Below are 18,188 nucleotides of genomic sequence, written 5' to 3'. Positions count from 1 at the left end.
GCTGTGCGTTCGAGCGCGGCGAGGAAAACCCCACCTCCAGCGGCGGGAACTGTCGGCGTCAGTAGTCGAGGTCGTCGGTCGTCGCGTCCAGCACGAGCACGACCGCCGCGCCGAGCACGCCCGCGACGAGGACGCCGCCCGCGCTCGCCGCCGTCCACTCGGGGTTCGCGTCGCTAATCTGGATGGCCGGCGCCCGCAGCGCGCCCGCCATCAGTGCGACGAGGAACGTCAGCGTCGCCGCCCGGTAGTGGTCCAGCGCCCACTCGACGACGCGCGCGAACGACAGCACGCCCACGACGGCACCCGCCGTGAACACCACGAGCGTCGTCACCGGTTCGACGGTCGCGCCGAGGTCGCCGCCGAGCGCGGCGTCCGTCGCGTCGCTGACCGCCGACGTCATCGTGTCGTACAACCCCAGCGTCAACAACAGAAGCGACCCCGAGACGCCGGGCAGCACCATTGCGCAGATGGCGATGGCGCCCGCGAGGAAGACGATGGGCAGCACGTCGGGGAGCGCGCCGGTCTGCGCTTGCGCGCTCAGGACGAACGCGAGCGCGAACCCGACGACGGCCGCCCCGACCCTGCCTGGTGTGTCGAGCGTGACTTCGCTAAGCAACACGACGACGGAGGCCGCGATGAGTCCGAAGAAGAACGCGAACGTTACGCCCGGGAAGTCGTTGATAGCGACGTGGACGACGTTCGCGACGGTGACGACGGCGGTAACGACGCCGATGCCTAGTAGTGCGAGGAACGGCACGTCCATCCGGACGAGCGTCTCCTCGAACTCCCCGCGAGCGTCGGCGCTCCCGAGCTGTGGGACGAGCGCGAGCAAGCCCAGCGCTTCCACGGGGTCCAGCGCCGCGATGGCGCCGACGAGGCGCTCGTAGATGCCCGTGATGAGCGCGATCGTCCCGCCCGAAACGCCGGGGACGGCGTCCGCGGCGCCCATCGCGGCACCCTTCAGGTAGACCGCCAGCCAGTCGTGCCCGGCCATTATGCGTACCGCCGACCGAGCGCGCCGACGACGGCGGGCGCGACGAACGCGGCGGCCGCACCGAACGGGGATTGGGTGTCTAATCGGTCAGCTTGCGTCGTCTCTGTGGATTTGACCGAGTCTGCTGTGATTTCGGACGATGCAACATTCGTCTGCGTTGTATTATTCTGCGTCGTGTTGTTCGTATCGCCGAGCGTCCCGCTGACGTGACGGTCTAGCTCGACTGTTGAGGCGGTCTCGTTCTCGCCAATAACTTGGCCTTCGGTGATCTGAGCGGTCGTGTTCCACGTCACAATCTCGCGGTCTTCAGTGATTGTGGAGGAGCTCGTGATCTCGTAGGGGCCTGTTGCCCGAACCGACGTGTTCGTGTACCCGTTTGCTGGCCCATATGCCTCGTAATCAGTTGTAGCATACGGGAGCGTCATCGTGAACTCGCCGTCCGGCCCAGTGTCGGCACGCTGCGTGTACTCGAACTGCGGCGTCTGGTTGCCCTGCGAGAGGTGGGTCATGTTCAGCGTGGCCGACGCGGTGACCGTCGTGTTCGCGGGGCCGGTGCCCTCGACGGTCGCCCCCTCGACGCGCTCGAAGAGCTTCACGCCCTGGTCGTCGCTCGTGCCGACGAGCCGGTAGTGCTCCAGCGCCTCGACGTACTCCGGCGGGTTACTCCCGAAGCCGCCGATCTGGGCGGTAGTGTCGTTGGCGACGTACTGCTCGGCCGCGCTCATGCTGTTGAACTGCTGAATTGGGGACGCCGACTGGTCGAAGCTGTACAGGTCCGCGCCAGTCGCCGTCTGGAAGGTGTCCTGCCAGTCGACGACGACCGGCTGGGGCTGCTGTGCGCTCCCGTGGTTCTGGTAGAGCCGCACCATCATCGACTCGTAGTACGCTTGATGGTTCAGCGTCGGGAGCTGCTGGAACGCCCCGTAGTTCGTGACTTGGCCGTCCTCACCGTACTGCGAGAGGATGTTCTGCGTGTAGAACGTCCCCGTGCTGACGTTCCGCGGACCGTCGTAGAACTGGATGGGCGCGCCGAACTTCTGCTGGGGGGAGACCATCTGGGAGTCTACCGCGACGTACCGCGTCTGCGCGTCGTCTTCGTTGACGACGTCGAGCGCGTTCGCGGCCTCCGTCTCGTTCTGCGAGAGCAGGAAGTTCGCCGCGTTGTCCGCGTTCTGCTGGAACGGGTTCGCGACCGGAATCGTCTCGCCCTCGACGGTCATCCAGTGACCGTAGTCCCACCACGACATCACGCCGTACGCGCCCTCGGGGTAGTCGTAGTCGTCGGTCTGGCTGTACGTCCCGTAGTAGTCCAGCTGATCGGCGTTGTTCGCGTCACCGAAGTTCCCCTGCTCGGGCGTGTTGTTCTGCATCCACTCCATCGCGTCGTCCCACACCGTCACCGCACCCGGGCCGTGCGATGCGCCGACGGTCGTCGCGGACTGCAGCGGCACCTGCTGGCCCTGATTGTTCGTCAGCCGAATCGGGCTAGCACCGTCACCGGTCGCGGACGCGGCAACGGGGGCCGCGATGGGGACGAGCACGACCAGCACGACGGCGACGACCGTCCCGACCTGGTACCAATCGACATCCTCGATCTGTGCGGCCGGCTTGTCGAGGCTCACGAGACCGAGTACGACTTTCAGCACGTACGCGTTCAGCACCACGACCGGCACGACGAGGTAGTAGTTGAACCGCACCTGCGTGAACGCCGCCGAGGTGATGAACGCGCCCCAGACGACGACAAGCAGTTTCTCCGCGTCGTAGTCGCCAGTCACCGTGACCGCAAGCAGCGTTATGGCGACAATGGCCAGCGAGCCGAGCTGACCGTCGACGCCGAGGAGCGTGCCGACCGCGTCACCGATGCCCGGTGCCACGAACACGAGCCCAACCACGAAGGCTGCGGCCGCTGCGCCACCCATCCGCCGTGGGTTGCCACTCCGGAAGTGCGGCCGGAGCAGAATCCACGCTGCGCCGAGGAATGCAGTGAGGAACGCGAGTCCGTACTCGAGGAAGATGACGCCGAACATCCCGAGGCCGTAGCGGCTCGTCTGCGAGAGGAACGGCTGCGCCTCGCCGATAGTGCGGGTGGCTGCGCCGGCGCTGAAGCCGACGAAGCGCAGAAGGTTCGATTGGAGCATGCCCCAGAACTCGGGGAGCACGACGGTCGTCGCACCGAGCGCGACGACAAGGATGCCGAAGACGGCCAACGGATACGAAGTGGCGTCAAGTTCACGGTTGTCCCACTCGCGGGCGAGCCAGGCGAGGAACACCGCGCCGACACCGACCGCAATCGAGAACAGCGGCTGGAGGATGGAGAAGTTCGTTGGCGAGAAGGAAAGCGTCGACAGCGGCACCAACATCAGCAGGCCGGTCGTCACCGAACTCACGCCAGCGACGACGGCGACGTGATCCGGGCTCGTGCCGCTGTAGTAGTCGCTCGTCAGCTTCACGAGGTAGAACACACCGAAAATGCCGACCAGCAGGATGCCCGGCGGCCACACCCACATGTAGGCTGCGGTGGCAGCGCCAGCGACGACACTCCAGCCGACGACGCGGCGGAGGCCGGCGACGTCGCGGTCGAGGAACTGCTCGTAGACGGGTTTCTCTCGCTGTGCGACGGTGAGCGCAATCATCGTCGCGAGTACTGCCAATGACTGGAACAGCGGCTCCGCGCCGTTGTGGTCAGCCGCACCGACGAGGCTCCGCGAGAGGAAGTAGCCCGGCAGGAGACCGAGAACGACTGCGGCGAATACACCACCGAGACGGCCACCCAGCCGCTTCCCGATAAAGTACGTCGGGATGACGAGCAGCGCGCCGAAGACCGCTGGCGCAAACAGCAGCGTCATCGAAATCGTTTCCTGAGAGGGGCTACCGAGTCCGACGATGAGCGCTGCGGTGGCGATGATTTGGTCGAACAGCGTCCCGAATTGGCCGGTTGCGGTTCCGTTCGGGAAGTTCGTCCAGATGTCGAACGGCATCGTCGACGGCCAGTTCTGGACCGTGTACATCACTTCCCGGAAGTGGTAGTATGCGTCGTTTCCGGAGAAGTACACTTCGCCGTTCTGCGTGAAGTTCTCCCACGCCTGCACGCGCACCCAGAACATGAACGCGAGGACAGCGCCCAGCACGGGTACGTGGTACCAATTTTCGAGAGCGTCGAGAGCTGAATCGGTCGAAGTGGAGGATGCTCTCGACTTCTCGTTCTTCTCGCTCATTGGTGGTAGGGACTGACAGCGCGCGAATAAGCCTTGTGAAGTTGGAGAAGGTAGAAATCGTAAAGTACGACCGAGAGACTGCGTTTAGAGTTGCTTAGAATTCTTTAATATAAATTCAAACTAGTATAAGCGATAGTGCAAGTCCATAGAGAAGAACAATATATGCCCCCTCAAAACCAACCTATATTAATATGCATCTTCCATAGGCCGACAAATGTCGATCCTTCAATCCCCATCTAGAAGAACTATTCTTTTGATATGCCTCTCCTTATGTATCCTAAATATACTTCTAGTCGGCGTACTAGCTGGAACTGGTACGCTCAAGACGACGGAAACAGGAGACATTCAGTACACGACAACCCAGATAAGTCCCGAAGGCGATATTACTGTTCCACCAGAGGCTGACTACCGTTACGCTATTGAGCGTCCCACTGATACCGACGCATTCTACAACATGGTTATTCGTGTGTGGAGCGGTGGACCACTCTATAACACGTGGCAACCAGACAATATTCAAGAGTTTCACTACTTCCCAGTTACTTACTACTTTTTTGCGGCAGTTTCCCAATTCGGCTACGTCGCCTACAAATTTCTTCTGCTTGGCCTGTCGCTTCTCGCTACCGGACTCGGGACGTACCTCTTTCTCGATACCGAGGCCGCATACGTTGATTTCCACCCGTCAAAGAGGACGTTAACCGGTATCTCCGTTGCTTCGCTCGGGTTCACCCCAATGGTCGCAAACTTCAAAGTTGGCCAAATAACTCCTTTCGCGTATCTGTGTGCCGCTGTTGCGTGGTGGTCGTATAGACGCTCGTTATACGCCGGAGGAGGTACAGCCATCGCGCTGGCGACACTCGTGAAGCCCTACTGGGCCGCACCTACCATGGTCTTCGCGTCTCTCGATAACAATCGGTGGCGTGGCATCCTCGGGTTCGGTTTCACTATCATGGCGGCGAACGCGCTATCCGTGGCGACGTTCGGATTCGACACCACTGCTGAGTATTATGGCATCATCGTAGACACACTACTTGGGTCGTCCAAGAGCATCGGACCAGTCACAACATGGGGTGTGGAGGCGCTCAACGTCTTCTGGTTCCTCGGGGAGTACGCGGTATTCGCTCGCCTCCTCACTATCGTCCCCGTAGTCTGGGTGTTCGTACATTACGTCCGACGAAACGAGGCGGACATCGCGCTGTACGCGCTCTCGATTCTCCTGTTGTTCACCGTCCTCGGAAGCACGACGCTTATTGACCTCGGACTGGTGTTGGCGGCGTTCGTCGTGTTCGGTGTTCACGCATTCCGGGCCGGCGGCTGGTCGTTTGCGATTCTCGGTGGAGCATTCGTTCTCACGCACGTACACACCTATGTGATGGAAGTCGTCGTTGGATCAGGTCACGCGAACCTTGTGGGCCTGTTGAATGCACACCCAGCGCTCACGCTCCTCCAGCCCGGCGTTTACGGCGTTCTCGCATTCTACGCGCTGGCGCTCTGGTGGGCGCGACGTGCTGTATCGGGTACGCCGTAGCGATAGCGTCGGTCAGCGAACGCTACCATCCTCAGGAAGCGGGAAACCACCCTCGTCGCGTTCGATACGATAAACGATGAATGCGACGAGAGATACGATTCCCCAGAGTCCCGGCTGAAGGACTGGAACGAGTGGGGTGAGGGGGTCAAGCGGAGATAGTGCCCCTATTCCGATCCACGATAAAACAGATGTGGCGTAGGGATGAATTTGAACGAGCACGAGCGACAGCAGTGGTATAGTGAGCGCCCCATCTGACCGGCGGAACTCCGACACGAACACGATTAGGTAGGCCGGGATGAGAGCGTTGAGCGTTAGAGTGTTCACCGTCGGATGGAGCACGGGGACGGCAGCGCAGCCGAGCGCAAACAGCGCGCGTTCGACGCGGGGCCGACGAGATCTACGCTCCAGCACGTAACCTACTAACGCGACAAGGAGGACACCGCGAAGGACGATTCGGGCCGACCCGAGGACGTGAAATGGACGAAAGACGAAGAAGCTGAACTTCGAAATCGGGAGTGCATCGAGGTGCCAACCTTTCCCTTCACGGAGGACCCCGAGGTACGCTTCGTGCGCTTCAATGCCGAACAGTAATACGCTCACCGCGATGACGGCAATTCCGAGGATGACTACTCGGAGTACGCGCTGGTAGTCATTCAAAGCTGGAGCCATCGTGACTGCGTAAGGGGGTTTCACGACCGCCGGCAACAGTGCAAGACCTAACCACCCGAATCTGCCGTCGGGATTGCGTTCGAGAGACGCGGCTGCGAAACAGAGGCTCCCAACGAACATCCCCGTAACTTGTCCGAGCTTGAACCAAATTAGTGTCGGCGCGAACGCAAAAATACCGTAGGCGAGCAGGAGCATCTTCGCTCGCGATAGACGGATATCATACGCGTTGAGGAGTGTCTTAGCACCGAAAACCGCGACCGCGAGAGACACGGTAACCCAAATACCAGCGGCCACCCAGAACGGCAGAAGCGCGAGCGGGATGAACGGTACAATAACGACCGGTGGATAGAGGTAGGGGAACACTCCACCAGGGTGGGACGGCGCCGCGGGTCGAGAGGGTGTATAGTACAGTGATCCCCCCTCCAAAAAGCGCCCGGCAGCGCTGTAGTAAGCGCCGAAATCCATGAAGTTCAGCTCAAAGGATGCCCCGAGAAGGGTTGCAACCGCCACGATGGCCGGATACACGAGAAAGAGCGCAGCGGCGGCAAACACGAGGGGCTGTTCAGACCGTGTAGTCTGAGACTGTATTTGCGACAAATAGCGGGAAAAAAACCTCGAACGTGGCGGTTTCATCAGTACACCAGAGAATACGGAGGCGCCACTTTAGTTTGACGAACCCCGGTACCCCTCCAATCGCGGCTCACTGTGTCGATTGGCAGTTCAGCAACGGTTTTATGCCTCACGTCTCCAACGACCAACAGGGAAATATGGCCCCGCGAACTAGTTACAACTAATGCCCCCGTCGTCCGATTTACTCTCGTCTCAGCAAGTGTGCCTCTTGTATCAGGGTGATGACCCTCACCCGGCACACGTCACCTTCGGAACTGCGGTCGACGCCGACTTCGTTCATTTCGAGACAGGCGACGAACGAGGGGAGTGTCGGGGAAACACCCACTCCGAATTCGACCGACTGAGGACCGGACTATCGCTCTCACGGTCCTACGATGTAGTCATCGCGGAGGGCTCCGCACCGCTTCAGACTCTCCTCGCGTATGGTCTCATAAACCCGGATGCGACGCTCGTGTTCCTCGCGGCCGACGAAACGTTCTATGAACTCGACGGCCGTCCGACCCGCTATTTGTGGCGCGCACTCGGGCCCGTGGCGAGTCGACTGCTCGACGGCGTCATCCCGATTAGCGACGACGTCGATGCGTCGGTTCGCCGCTACATCGACGGCGTCCCGTCGCAGAAAGTGTATCCGCCCATCGTCGACGCCAAACACGAACAGCTCCGCGCACTGACGCCCTCCTCGCGGACATCGGAGGGTATCCACCTCTTGACCGTCGGCACTGCGAAGCCCGCGAATAACTACCCGATGCTTTGTGATGCCGTCTCGGTTCTCCGGGACCGGTGGCGCGACGACATTTCGCTCACGATTCTCGGTCCTGACCACCCTGATGAGCCGTACAGCACACGGCCAGAGATAGAGACACCCGGATACGTCGATATCGAGACGTTCGTCGACTTCTTCGACCGGGCGACACTGTACGTGCAACCCTCTTCCGGAGATGCATTTTCGGTCGCGGCAGCGGAGGGCATGCTGTCGGGGACGCCAACTGTCGTCACGACCGGCGTCGGGGCAAGAGAACTTGTTAACGACTCCGTCGTCGCCGAACTCACAGCCGAATCCCTCACTGAGACGCTTCGAAAGACGCTCGAACGGCCCGGAGCGGAGCGAGTGGAACTCGGCAAAGGGCAGCGAAAGAAGGTTATTAACATAACGGAAGATACTCAGGCAGCGGAGTTCAGAGACGCGATAACTTCATTCCATCATGACTGATTCACAACCCACACCAAACGTCGTCCTGATTGTTCTCGACTCGGTACGAAAGGACTTCTTCGACGAACACGCGACACGAATTCAATCTCGCGCGAACGTGTCCTTCGACCAGTGCCGAGCAGCGAGTTCGTGGAGCGTCCCGAGCCATCCGAGTTTCATGACGGGATTACTCCCCCACCAGCACGGCGTCCACACGCATAATCGTGTCTTCACCGGTATCAGCCGAGACGATACGTTCCTCGGTAACCTCCCGAGCCACAGCGCGTACGGTGCGAGCGCAAACGTATACGCTAGCTCCACGTTCGGCTTTGATGCAATTTTTGACGATTACTCCGATATTGCCCCCCATCGGCGGTTTCCTGACGGAATGGACATGGAGAAGTTCATTCAGGAACGCGAGGAAACAGGACTTGCGCGGTACGTCGAGTTCCTCCGCCAGAGCGCCGCGCACGAGCATCCTCTTCAGAGTCTCGCAAACGGCGGGCTGTTCAAACTGAACGACCTCCTGCGACGAGCTCCGGTCCCGAAATTACTCGACGACGGAGCAAGTGTCGTCGCACGGAGCGCCCGCTCGAAAGCGGTGAAAGGCGACGAACCGTTCTTCCTCTTCACGAACTTTATGGACGCTCACGGGCCGGTACATCACGTCCGAGGATACGACCGGAGCATGCACTCGGCCCCGAATGATTGGACTTCGTTCAACTTCGATGATCAGGACATCAACGGCGGGAACTGGAAGGCGTACGAGGAGGATATCGAGTACCACCGCGAACTGTACGCTACTGCTATCGATTACCTCGACCGGAAGGTGTCGGAGTTCATCGACGACGTGCAGGAGCAGACTGACGAGGAGACAATTTTCCTCATCACCGCAGACCACGGCGAGAATCTGGTCTACCCGGCGGACAATCGATGGATCGGCCACACGAGCAGTCTCACCGAGGGACTCCTTCACGTTCCGCTCTACATAGTTAATGCGCCGGACGGGATGCAGGATACCTACACTGACCTGTTTTCCCACCTCGACCTTGGTGACCTCATTGTCGGCATGGTCGAAGGCAATCCGGACCCGACGTTTCGGGACCGGGTGCCCGCCGAGGTGGTCGGTATGGGCGTCGGCGGTCCCGACCCCGACGACGAGGAGTACGAGTTCTGGGACCGGATGATTCGCTGCGTGTACCGCGACGAAACGAAGGTTGAGTGGGACTCGAGGGGCAACCAAACAGAGTACCGGATCAACCGCTCGAAATCGTCATGGCAGGAGGAAGTCGGCTCGTTGGAGGACGTGCCTGAATGGGCCACGGAGTTGTTCGACGTTCCGTTGGCGGATTACAAGCGGCAGGCCGAGGCGACCGAACAGTCTGTCGACGTTGACGACGCGACGAAAGGACGGCTCGAAGACTTGGGCTATATCTGACCGATTTCGTTCGGTCTTATACGGTCTTTCCGTTCGGCGCGGAGAAGATAGGTTCTCTCTGCCGGTTGCTCGCCTATCGCGTGACCTCACTGGTCTCCCGACTCGCGATGCTTCTGGATTTGAATACCCATATTCGTGGCGCTCTAATAGCTGTAGGAGAGTTTCATCGGTACGTCCGAACTGAGCCAGTAGTTGCGGATGGATTTCGACGTAAAGTTTCGGGGAATTCTCTTATCGTTATCAACCCCTAAAGAACGTCATTCTCTGCGCCCTTGGCATTGATTTTAACGACTGTGGGGTGACTTGTGACGGTCCGTATATCTGTTGACACTCGCTAATCACCACCGGTCGACGAATCTACACAGGAATGGACGACTTGCCCCCGTGACTAAGGTTCTCCTGTAACAGATAGTAGCGACATTAGTTCACCTCGCATGAGCGGATATACTCTGGCTGAGCGCCAACCAGATCCGAGTATTTGATAAAAATCCGAATCGATCCTCAATCTCATAAAATCGTTAATTTCACTCAAACCAGTTTCCAATTTCGAGACGAGATTCGGTTCATACTCGTCACCACGCCGTATTCAGGTGTAGGATTGGGATTTGACGGGGCCGTCAGATCGACGCGACGTTCGGAACTGGGATAGAGACCAGCTCGTCTTCAGCAATCTGAAACCGAAAATAATAGTAGGTATCTTCGAGTCGCGTGTTCTGAAGGGGAGCCGTGACGAAATGCGAAGTTCGTATCGTTAATCGTCTCAAGTCATCGTAACAAATACCTCTATCTTCTTAGAGACAATTTTCACACAGAACATATCTGAGACTGCGATGGTCGATTGACGAGACTTGGGATCCCATCTAGGAGCCCGAATGCAACTCCCCAGTGAGTATGACAACGCTGTCCGACTGGCTCTCGTGAGCCCTATTCGTGATTTCGTAGCCGAGGTCAGTCATCACGGCTCGTACATCGTCCTCAGACACACCGTGGCTTGGATGACACTCGACGGCGATGACATCCGGCGTAACCGTTATCGCACGGAGTATTTCCAACTCCGCCCCCTCACAGTCGAGTTCGAGAAGGTCACATTCCGGTAGGTCGCTTGGTGATACGACGGACGCCGAGCTTTTTCCCCACACCTCGCCGGTTTCACCGACTTTTGCGTGCTGAACCGTGACCGACTCAACCACGTCGTTGAGGTCCGCTGTTTCCTTGACCCGCTCTACCTGCTCATTGCTCGGTTCATAAACCGTCACCGTGGCGCCTCGTTCTGCGGCGGTAACTGCTGAAACGCCCCAGCCTCCACCGACGATAACAACGGAGTCATCTGGGGTAACGTGCGTTCGCAGCGTCGCGAGAAGTTCCTCCTCGTAGTCCGGCCACTTCGTTGTCCGGTCGAATAAGTAGGCGCGTCGAGTCTTGACGCCATTACAGGTGCTCTGCTTCCGCGGTAACACTGTCCGAAATTGGTCGTATACTGGCTGGAAAAGATTCCTAAACATCACTGAAATTAGAAAATAATAGGCGAGGCATCCCCTTTAATGTTTAGATGGTACCTTTGAGGAGGTGTCCCTCAATATAACTAGTTTCGCTCCACTGGACGAATGGAATGTGAATCTGCGATTATTATGTCATCGGATCACTGGCCCGGTTCCCACCTGAAAAGCCGCACTTATAATCCTCGAAGAGGAAGTTGTCGCCATGTCTGGGAAGCTGCTGGTAACGGTGGACTCCCTCCGGTACGATAAGTACCACCTGATGCCAGCGACACAGGATTATCTCGATGCTTCTCACGAGACGGCGTTCGCGGTCAGCACCGCGACTCCGGGAAGCTTCCCCGGGATTCTCACAGGACAGTACCCCACTCCGGGCGGTATTGACGAGATGGCCGAATTCGCCGCCGAGTTCGATGGCTACACTGTCGGCATCTCCACGAACCACCTGCTCTCGGAGCGGTACGGATATGGTCACGCCTTCGACTACTTCGAAGCCCCGAACCCGGGCGACATGGGCCTCAAGCAGCGAGTCGAGAAGGCTGTCACGCCGGGGACGATCCACCATCGACTGCTCTCGACCGGCTGGAACGCGCTCCAGAGCGTTCGAAACCAGTTCAAAGATGTCGGGCGGACATTCCGCCCCGCCGAGGACGTCATCGAAACGCTGCTGACACAAATTGAGGGACGTGACGAGTGGCTGGGATGGATTCACCTCATGGAACCACATCATCCTTATGAGCCTGATGACGGGGAGATGGGGCGGGTCGAAGCTCAGAACGCTAGCCGACGGGTGCTAAACGGAAATGGGTCAAAAGAGGATGAGACACTCGTCGGGAGGGCGTACGAACAAGAGATTCGAGAACTCGACGCCACACTCTCGGACCTGTGGGACAGCCTGTCGTCGGACACGGAGGTCGTTTTCACCGCTGACCACGGTGAGTTGCTGGGCGAGGACTATGAGCCGTCGTGGGGTCATCCGGGGGTGATGGCACCAGAATTACTCAGGGTCCCGTTCGGAACGCGGAACGTGAACTGGGACAGCGGGACGGTCGTCTCGCACATCGACATCGGGTCCATAATGCTGGGCGAACCGTTCGGGAAGGGGGAGTTCAACCGGACGCACGCCTACGCGACATACGGTGAAGAGAAGGCTGTCATGGACGAGGAGTATCTCTATAATGGCACAGATTTCCGTACGCTCAACGGAGACTGCATCGACGCTAACAACGTTTCGGCCCGGGGAGAACTCACTAGACGATGGAATCGTTTCGACCCCGATACAGTGTACCGAACTGACGCCCTCAAAGAGGACTTGCAGGACCTTGGATACAAGTGATGATCGAGAAACTTTCGTACGCATACGACGAGATCCGGGAGAACTATGACGACAGCTTCTGGTGGCGACACCGCCTCGCGAACCACGTCCTAGGCCCGTTTCACACGAATCTGTATCCGACAAAGCGGGGGTCAATTCGGCTGATGGAGGAGGACTGGGACAACCTAATCGTCCTTGATGGGTGCCGCGCCGACCTATTCGAGGAGGTTGCGGACTTGAATCGGTTCGACGAATACAACCGTGTCACGAGTCTGGGAAGTAAAACTCCGGAGTGGGCACGCGAAAACTTCGCCGGCCGCGAACTAGGCGACACGGTGTATCTCTCGTCGAACGGGTGGGTTTCACAGGTGGTGGACGACACGTTCCACGAGATGGTGGAAGTCTGGGATGAAGTCGACAACGTTGTGACCCCCGAAGAGATGACGTCGCGAGCCCTCGACGCGGCGGAACGACATCCTGACAAACGACTACTCGTTCACTACCTGCAACCACACCGGCCATTTCTCGGAGCGGACAGCCCCTTCGACGCGGCGACCAAACGGAACCCATGGAAGGCGCTCGCACGAGGTGAGGCTACACGCGAGGAAATATGGTCACTGTACGCGGACAATCTGCGTCTCGTACTCGAAGAACTGGAAACACTCCTCAAACACATCCCAGGGCGGACGGTTGTTACCAGTGACCATGGAAATGCCCTCGGTGAGCGAGCACCAGTCCTCCCGATGCGCGTGTATGGGCACCCCGGGGGGGTCCGTATACCATCGCTGGTGGATGTCCCATGGGCTGTAATTGAAGGCAACGAACGGAAATCGATTGTCGACGCGGGTGTCACAGCGACAGACCATCCGGAGGGATCCTCAGTCGATGAAAACCTCGAAGCGTTGGGATATCGGGCATGAGGCGGTGAACGCCCACATTACCTAACGATGGCAGAGAAATTATACGAGAATTTTGGGTTCGAGGTCACTAAGGCTGCCACCGCCAAGTTTATTCAGGCGATACTGGGGTTCGTCGGAATTATTGTCTTCGCGCGGGTACTCGGCCCGACTGACTTCGGCGGGGTCTACCTCCTTATCTCGGTAGTAGGGGTGTTGAAACAAATAACTGGATATGAGGGGGCGGCCAAACGCCGGTTCGCGGAAGCAGACATCGACAACCGGGAAATTGTGGGCGCTGTCGGACTGTTCAATATCGCCGTCATCGCGACGACTGCGATTGCGGCGCTCGCGGTCGAACGTCACCTCGTCACCTACACTGGCCTCGAAAACGCAGCGTGGCTCCTGATTGGACTGATGTCTGCGCTGGTGCTGTTTTCTCCATACCAGACATTACTGGCGGCTCGTGGGCTTCTTAGCCGACAAATATGGATTGATACGGTTCGATCAGTTCTTACACTCGGCTTACAGCTCTCCCTAATTCTGCTTGGGTTCGGAGCATCAGGCGTCATCTACGGTACTGTCGGAGCGACACTACTGTGCTTGCCGCTGACGCAGCACGCGCTCCGCGTCAAGCCGTCGATCCCATCAAGGGAGACGATTCAGTCACTCTGGGAGTACACAAAGTACATGGTCCCTACATCGTTTATCGGGAAGGTCTACAGCGAGTACGACATGATTCTAATCGGGTTCCTCGTCACGCAGAACGCAGTCGGCTACTATCAGGCGGCACTGAAACTAACGGTTCCAGCGATATTCCTCTCACAAGTCGCAAGCTCCGGACTCATGAGCGAGATAAGTAATCTACACAGTCGTTCCGAGTCCTTCAGCAGAGAGCTAACGAACACACTCTCGTTCGGGAGTTTACTATCCCTTCCGATCTTTTTCGGCGCGCTGGCAATCCCTGAATGGCTCATCATCACCGTATACGAACCGGCTTTCCGGTCGGCGGCAACCTTGCTCGTTGGGTTAGCCCTGTATCAAGTTGTCCGGTCACAGAGCTCGATCTATCGGCAGACTCTATTCGGTATGGACCGCCCAGACAAGGTGTTTCGAATCGATGCAGTGACACTGAGTCTGAACCTGCTCCTCGGATTCCTCTTGGTGGTAGAAATTGGAACGCTCGGGGCGGTCATCGCAACGATCGCCGCCGAATCTCTCCGTTTCGCGATGAGTGCGTCCGTCGTTCGGGACTCGACCCAAGGCGTGGAGCTTTATCCAAGGCCGCTCCTACATCAAGTCATCGCTGCATTGACCATGTTCGCTGTTGTGACGGGTGCGGAACACGTCGTTGCCTCACGAAGCGTCGTTGCACTCCTCGTGGTTGTGAGTCTAGGTGTCGTCACCTACTTCATCTCCTTGACGGCTATCAGCTCTCAGTTCCGGCATACGGTTCGCTCGATCTTACAGCCAATCGTAGAGAGCGCCAATAATTGACCGGGGACAGAGGTCAGTCCCCACAGCGGACAGCGTGACGAATCCCCGCCTCAAACTCACTGTACTGGTATCGATTACCTTCGTCCTGAATCTTACCTGCATCGTATTCTGTAGCTTCGAACGACCGAACAGTCTCACGAATCGATCCCACAGTGGGCTCAAACAGCAAACCTGTCACGTTTTCTTCAACCTGATAGGCCGTGAACCCCTCATCAACCCCGAGCAACGGTTTCCCGGCCATCATCGCCTCCGCACCAACCATCCCGAAGTCCTCCTGCTTCGGGGCGTAGATGACCGCCGTCGCGCTCGCTACGAGGGACTCGATGTCGTCGACGTATCCTCGAATCTCGATGTTGTCGTGACCTCGCGCCATCTCTTCTAGCTTCTCGCGTTGCTCTCCGTCGCCGGCCACAATAAGCCGTTCGTCTAACTCGGTAAACGCCTCGACGATCAAGTCGATACGCTTCTCGGGTGCGAGCCGCGACCACGTGATGAAGTATCCGTTGTCGCCTTCGTTCCGCCAATCGCCCGTAATCGGGGGATACACGACCTCCGCATCCTCGTCGTAGAATCGACGAATTCGGTCCCGAATCAGCTCGCTGTTAGCGACGAACGTGTCGACGTAGTCGTTGGCCTCCTTGTCGAGAGCACGCCACCACTTCGCGTACGCCTTCAACACGAACCGAATCCCAGGATAATCGAACGACTCCATCCGGTCCCGAAAGAGGTCGTACAGCCAGCGAGGTGGACTGTGTGGATAGTGCACGACGCGCTGGTCCGTCGTTGGGACGTAGTTCTTGCTGAGCGGCGCACTCGAAAGAATCACGTCATAATCGACGAGGTCTGAGTGTGCGTCCGTCATGTCCATCGCGACGCTCAACGTTTCGAGTGGATTCGAGCCCTCGTTTTTCCATCCGAGAATCCGCCGGGAGAGGAACCCAGTGTACTTGTCCTGGCGTATCGGGATAACTTCAATATCATCCGGGATGTCCGTTTCCGGATAGACGTACATCGTGTATATCGGGGCGTCAAGTACGCGTGCCGCCTCGATAGCGAACTTCTCCCCACCACCGATTCCGGGGAATCGGTCATGGAGAATCGCGACAGAGACGTCCGGCTCCTCGACGTCGTCAGCCATTATCGTCCCGTCCTCCGCCCTGCGTGATTATCGTTTTTCATTCGAACGCCTCGCGCAGTTCCGCGTCAACTTCCCACGTGCCGTCACCCCTCCCGCGCAGCAACTCCACGCTTGCCCGCACCAGCGACACCTGCGTGTCGAAAATCGAGTACAGCGCCTGCGCCGGCCCGAGTACGTCTTTCTGCCCGAGGTACGCGAACGCCGCGATGGCGGCGGGCAACACCAGCCCACCCACACCGAACAGCGAGAAGGCTGCACCAGTCCCGACGACGAGCGTTGCGGCCAGCAGCCACGGGGAGACGATCATGAACCACCAGTTGAACGGCAACACGACCTTGCCGTACTTCCCGTACTTCCCGAGCGCGTCCCGGTGCTGCACTAACAACCGAATCAAGCCCATCCCACGGCGGTCTTTCTGTTTGCGGCGCTTCACGAAGTCCGAGAAGCTGGCTTCCATGTATTGCACGGCGGGGTCGAAGATGACGCGGCCACCTTGCCGGCGAATCTTCAACGCAAGCTCCGTGTCATCGGCCAGCGAATTCGGGTCGATAGGGAGGATGGCGTCGTTCTCGAACGCGGAGAACGGCCCGTGGAAGATGAGCGTCGAGTCGAGGTGCGACTCCAACTGCTGGATATGTGACTGCACGCCGCGATAGCCCGACTCCACCTCGCTGCCACCCAGGACTTCGACGTTCCGACCAGTCACCGCCGCAATATCATCGTCGGCGAGATTCGCAGCAGCCTCCCTGAGAACATTTGGCGGGAGTTTTGAGTCGCAGTCCGTCTTCACGACCATCTCATTCGACGCCGCCGCGTAGGCGTCGTTGAGTGCGGGGGCGAGCCCGCGGCGCTCGTCCTCTTCGAGCAACACGAGCTCCGGGGCGTCCAACTCCGCGAAGTACTCGCGGATGATGTCTTGCGTGTCGTCCGTCGAGGAGTCGACGACCACCAACTCCACTTTCTCCATTGGATAGTCGAGTTCGAGGATGTCGTTGAGTTTCGTCTCGACGATTTTCTCCTCGTTGTACGTCGGGAGGACAATGCTGACCGAGGGTTCGGACTCCCGCTTGTCCGCCGGCGACCCTGACGGCCGAACCCACGCGTAGAGCGCGAGATAGCCGACGTAGGGTGCGGCCGTCACCGCGAGAAGCGCGAGCGCGGCCACTGCGAGTGTGTTCATATGTTGGAGTAGCATACGTCGGGGTAAAACCCCTCCGCCAATATTTGAAAGGAATACGTTTTTGCGCTCCGACCAACCACTCCCGGTAATGACCGACTACGAGGACGTGTGCGCGCTCGTTCCGACGCGGAACGAGGCGACGACCATCGGCAGCGTCGTGGACGGGCTCTACGACGTCGGCATCGGCCACGTTCTCGTCGTCGACGGCCACTCCGAGGACGATACCCAAAGGATCGCACGCGAGCACGACGCGGACGTCATCGAACAAACCGGCTCCGGCAAAGGACAAGCAGTCCGTGAGGGCGTCGAACACATCGACGAGACGTACGTCCTCTTGCTCGACGGCGACGCCACGAACCCACCAGAGCAAGCGCCGCGCCTCCTCGACCCGCTCGTCGAGGGACGCGCCGACCACGTCGTCGGCGACCGCACGGCGGACATGCAGCCGGGCGCGATGACGAAACTCAACCAGTTTGGCAACCGTCTCATCAACCGGGCGTTCCACCGCATTCACGGCGAAGAGTATGGGGACATCCTCTCGGGGTACCGTGCATTCACCCGCGAGTCGTTCGAGCAGATGTTCCTCTCCGCGGAGGGGTTCGGCATCGAGACGGAGATGGCCGTCGAATGCGCGCGCCACAACATTCCCGTCGAGGTGGTGCCGACGACGTACCGCGCTCGACCCGAGGGCTCGGAGACGAACCTCCACCCGATCTCGGACGGCGGCAGAATCATTTTCACGCTGTACAGCCTTGCGAAGACCTCCAACCCCCTGTTCTACTTCGGGAGCGTCGGCGCCGTCTTCGGCACCGCCGGCGTCGCGCTCGCGGGCTACGTCGGCTACGACTGGTTCGTGAAGAACATCTCCCACGAAGCGCTCACGATGGTCGCCGGCGTCCTCCTCCTGCTGGGCGTCCAGCTGGTGATGTTCGGCGTGGTCTCCGATATTATGGTCTCGCTGCACCGCGAGCAGCGCCAGCGCATCGACCGGCTGCGCGAGGACTGA

13 protein-coding genes are annotated in these 18,188 nt (G+C 59.1%); 7 read left to right on the top strand and 6 right to left on the bottom strand.

Translation table 11 applies throughout. The features are described from left to right. Window positions 1–58: 58 nt before the first annotated feature. Together HHUB_RS06035 and HHUB_RS06030 are read right to left on the bottom strand one after the other, a co-directional pair. Window positions 59–994: a DUF368 domain-containing protein gene (locus HHUB_RS06035; protein ID WP_059056683.1), complete on the bottom strand. Its 936-nt coding sequence runs from the start codon at window positions 992–994 to the stop codon at window positions 59–61. Beyond that, window positions 994–4,209, bottom strand: a complete 3,216-nt coding sequence (locus HHUB_RS06030; RefSeq protein ID WP_059056682.1) for an oligosaccharyl transferase, archaeosortase A system-associated — start codon at window positions 4,207–4,209, stop codon at window positions 994–996. Before HHUB_RS06030 ends, HHUB_RS06035 begins: the two co-directional genes overlap by 1 nt. 214 nt (window positions 4,210–4,423) lie before the next feature. Between HHUB_RS06030 and HHUB_RS06025 the strand changes: the two genes are divergently transcribed. Next, window positions 4,424–5,734: a glycosyltransferase family 87 protein gene (locus HHUB_RS06025; protein ID WP_082687183.1), complete on the top strand. Its 1,311-nt coding sequence runs from the start codon at window positions 4,424–4,426 to the stop codon at window positions 5,732–5,734. A gap of 12 nt (window positions 5,735–5,746) precedes the next feature. Here HHUB_RS06025 and HHUB_RS06020 read toward each other — a convergent pair whose 3' ends face one another. Next, window positions 5,747–6,955 carry a glycosyltransferase family 87 protein gene (locus HHUB_RS06020; RefSeq protein ID WP_059056680.1) on the bottom strand — a complete coding sequence of 403 codons (1,209 nt, stop codon included), beginning with the start codon at window positions 6,953–6,955 and terminating at the stop codon, window positions 5,747–5,749. A gap of 286 nt (window positions 6,956–7,241) precedes the next feature. On the opposite strand from HHUB_RS06020, the gene HHUB_RS06015 reads away from it, so the two are divergent. Together HHUB_RS06015 and HHUB_RS06010 are read left to right on the top strand one after the other, a co-directional pair. Further along, window positions 7,242–8,243: a glycosyltransferase family 4 protein gene (locus HHUB_RS06015; RefSeq protein ID WP_169793396.1), complete on the top strand. Its 1,002-nt coding sequence runs from the start codon at window positions 7,242–7,244 to the stop codon at window positions 8,241–8,243. Continuing rightward, the gene (locus HHUB_RS06010) at window positions 8,236–9,660 is read left to right on the top strand and encodes a sulfatase-like hydrolase/transferase (RefSeq protein ID WP_059056678.1); all 1,425 of its coding nucleotides are present in this window, start codon (window positions 8,236–8,238) and stop codon (window positions 9,658–9,660) included. Before HHUB_RS06015 ends, HHUB_RS06010 begins: the two co-directional genes overlap by 8 nt. A gap of 860 nt (window positions 9,661–10,520) precedes the next feature. On the opposite strand, the gene HHUB_RS06005 is transcribed toward HHUB_RS06010, so the two are convergent. Next, a complete protein-coding gene (locus HHUB_RS06005; RefSeq protein WP_169793395.1) occupies window positions 10,521–11,117 on the bottom strand; it encodes an FkbM family methyltransferase in 597 nt (198 codons plus the stop codon). Window positions 11,118–11,361: 244 nt separating this feature from the next. Between HHUB_RS06005 and HHUB_RS06000 the strand changes: the two genes are divergently transcribed. The 3 genes from HHUB_RS06000 to HHUB_RS05990 are packed head-to-tail and all read left to right on the top strand — an operon-like array spanning window position 11,362 to window position 14,864. Then, window positions 11,362–12,492 carry a sulfatase-like hydrolase/transferase gene (locus HHUB_RS06000; RefSeq protein ID WP_059056676.1) on the top strand — a complete coding sequence of 377 codons (1,131 nt, stop codon included), beginning with the start codon at window positions 11,362–11,364 and terminating at the stop codon, window positions 12,490–12,492. Further along, window positions 12,489–13,391, top strand: coding sequence for a hypothetical protein (locus tag HHUB_RS05995; protein ID WP_143416419.1), 903 nt, complete (start codon window positions 12,489–12,491; stop codon window positions 13,389–13,391). Before HHUB_RS06000 ends, HHUB_RS05995 begins: the two co-directional genes overlap by 4 nt. A gap of 27 nt (window positions 13,392–13,418) precedes the next feature. After that, window positions 13,419–14,864, top strand: coding sequence for a lipopolysaccharide biosynthesis protein (locus tag HHUB_RS05990; protein ID WP_059056674.1), 1,446 nt, complete (start codon window positions 13,419–13,421; stop codon window positions 14,862–14,864). Between the two features lie 13 nt (window positions 14,865–14,877). Here HHUB_RS05990 and HHUB_RS05985 read toward each other — a convergent pair whose 3' ends face one another. Together HHUB_RS05985 and HHUB_RS05980 are read right to left on the bottom strand one after the other, a co-directional pair. Further along, complete coding sequence (locus tag HHUB_RS05985; protein WP_059056673.1) at window positions 14,878–16,002, bottom strand: glycosyltransferase; 1,125 nt, start codon at window positions 16,000–16,002, stop codon at window positions 14,878–14,880. Between the two features lie 37 nt (window positions 16,003–16,039). Then, the gene (locus HHUB_RS05980) at window positions 16,040–17,182 is read right to left on the bottom strand and encodes a glycosyltransferase (protein WP_059056672.1); all 1,143 of its coding nucleotides are present in this window, start codon (window positions 17,180–17,182) and stop codon (window positions 16,040–16,042) included. An 88-nt stretch (window positions 17,183–17,270) separates the two neighbouring features. On the opposite strand from HHUB_RS05980, the gene aglJ reads away from it, so the two are divergent. Then, on the top strand, window positions 17,271–18,188 hold the full coding sequence (aglJ, locus tag HHUB_RS05975) for an S-layer glycoprotein N-glycosyltransferase AglJ (protein WP_059056671.1): 918 nt from the start codon (window positions 17,271–17,273) through the stop codon (window positions 18,186–18,188).

This window comes from Halobacterium hubeiense (assembly GCF_001488575.1).
In the GTDB taxonomy this organism is placed as follows: Archaea; Halobacteriota; Halobacteria; order Halobacteriales; family Halobacteriaceae; genus Halobacterium; species Halobacterium hubeiense.
This window is presented reverse-complemented; position numbering and strand designations above follow the sequence as displayed.

Coding starts and splice junctions, on each gene's coding strand:
- HHUB_RS06035 (WP_059056683.1), bottom strand. CDS start 994: ATGGCCGGGCACGACTGGCTGGCGGTCTACCTGAAGGGTGCCGCGATG.
- HHUB_RS06030 (WP_059056682.1), bottom strand. CDS start 4,209: ATGAGCGAGAAGAACGAGAAGTCGAGAGCATCCTCCACTTCGACCGAT.
- HHUB_RS06025 (WP_082687183.1), top strand. CDS start 4,424: ATGTCGATCCTTCAATCCCCATCTAGAAGAACTATTCTTTTGATATGC.
- HHUB_RS06010 (WP_059056678.1), top strand. CDS start 8,236: ATGACTGATTCACAACCCACACCAAACGTCGTCCTGATTGTTCTCGAC.
- HHUB_RS06000 (WP_059056676.1), top strand. CDS start 11,362: ATGTCTGGGAAGCTGCTGGTAACGGTGGACTCCCTCCGGTACGATAAG.
- HHUB_RS05990 (WP_059056674.1), top strand. CDS start 13,419: ATGGCAGAGAAATTATACGAGAATTTTGGGTTCGAGGTCACTAAGGCT.
- HHUB_RS05985 (WP_059056673.1), bottom strand. CDS start 16,002: ATGGCTGACGACGTCGAGGAGCCGGACGTCTCTGTCGCGATTCTCCAT.
- HHUB_RS05980 (WP_059056672.1), bottom strand. CDS start 17,182: ATGAACACACTCGCAGTGGCCGCGCTCGCGCTTCTCGCGGTGACGGCC.
- aglJ (WP_059056671.1), top strand. CDS start 17,271: ATGACCGACTACGAGGACGTGTGCGCGCTCGTTCCGACGCGGAACGAG.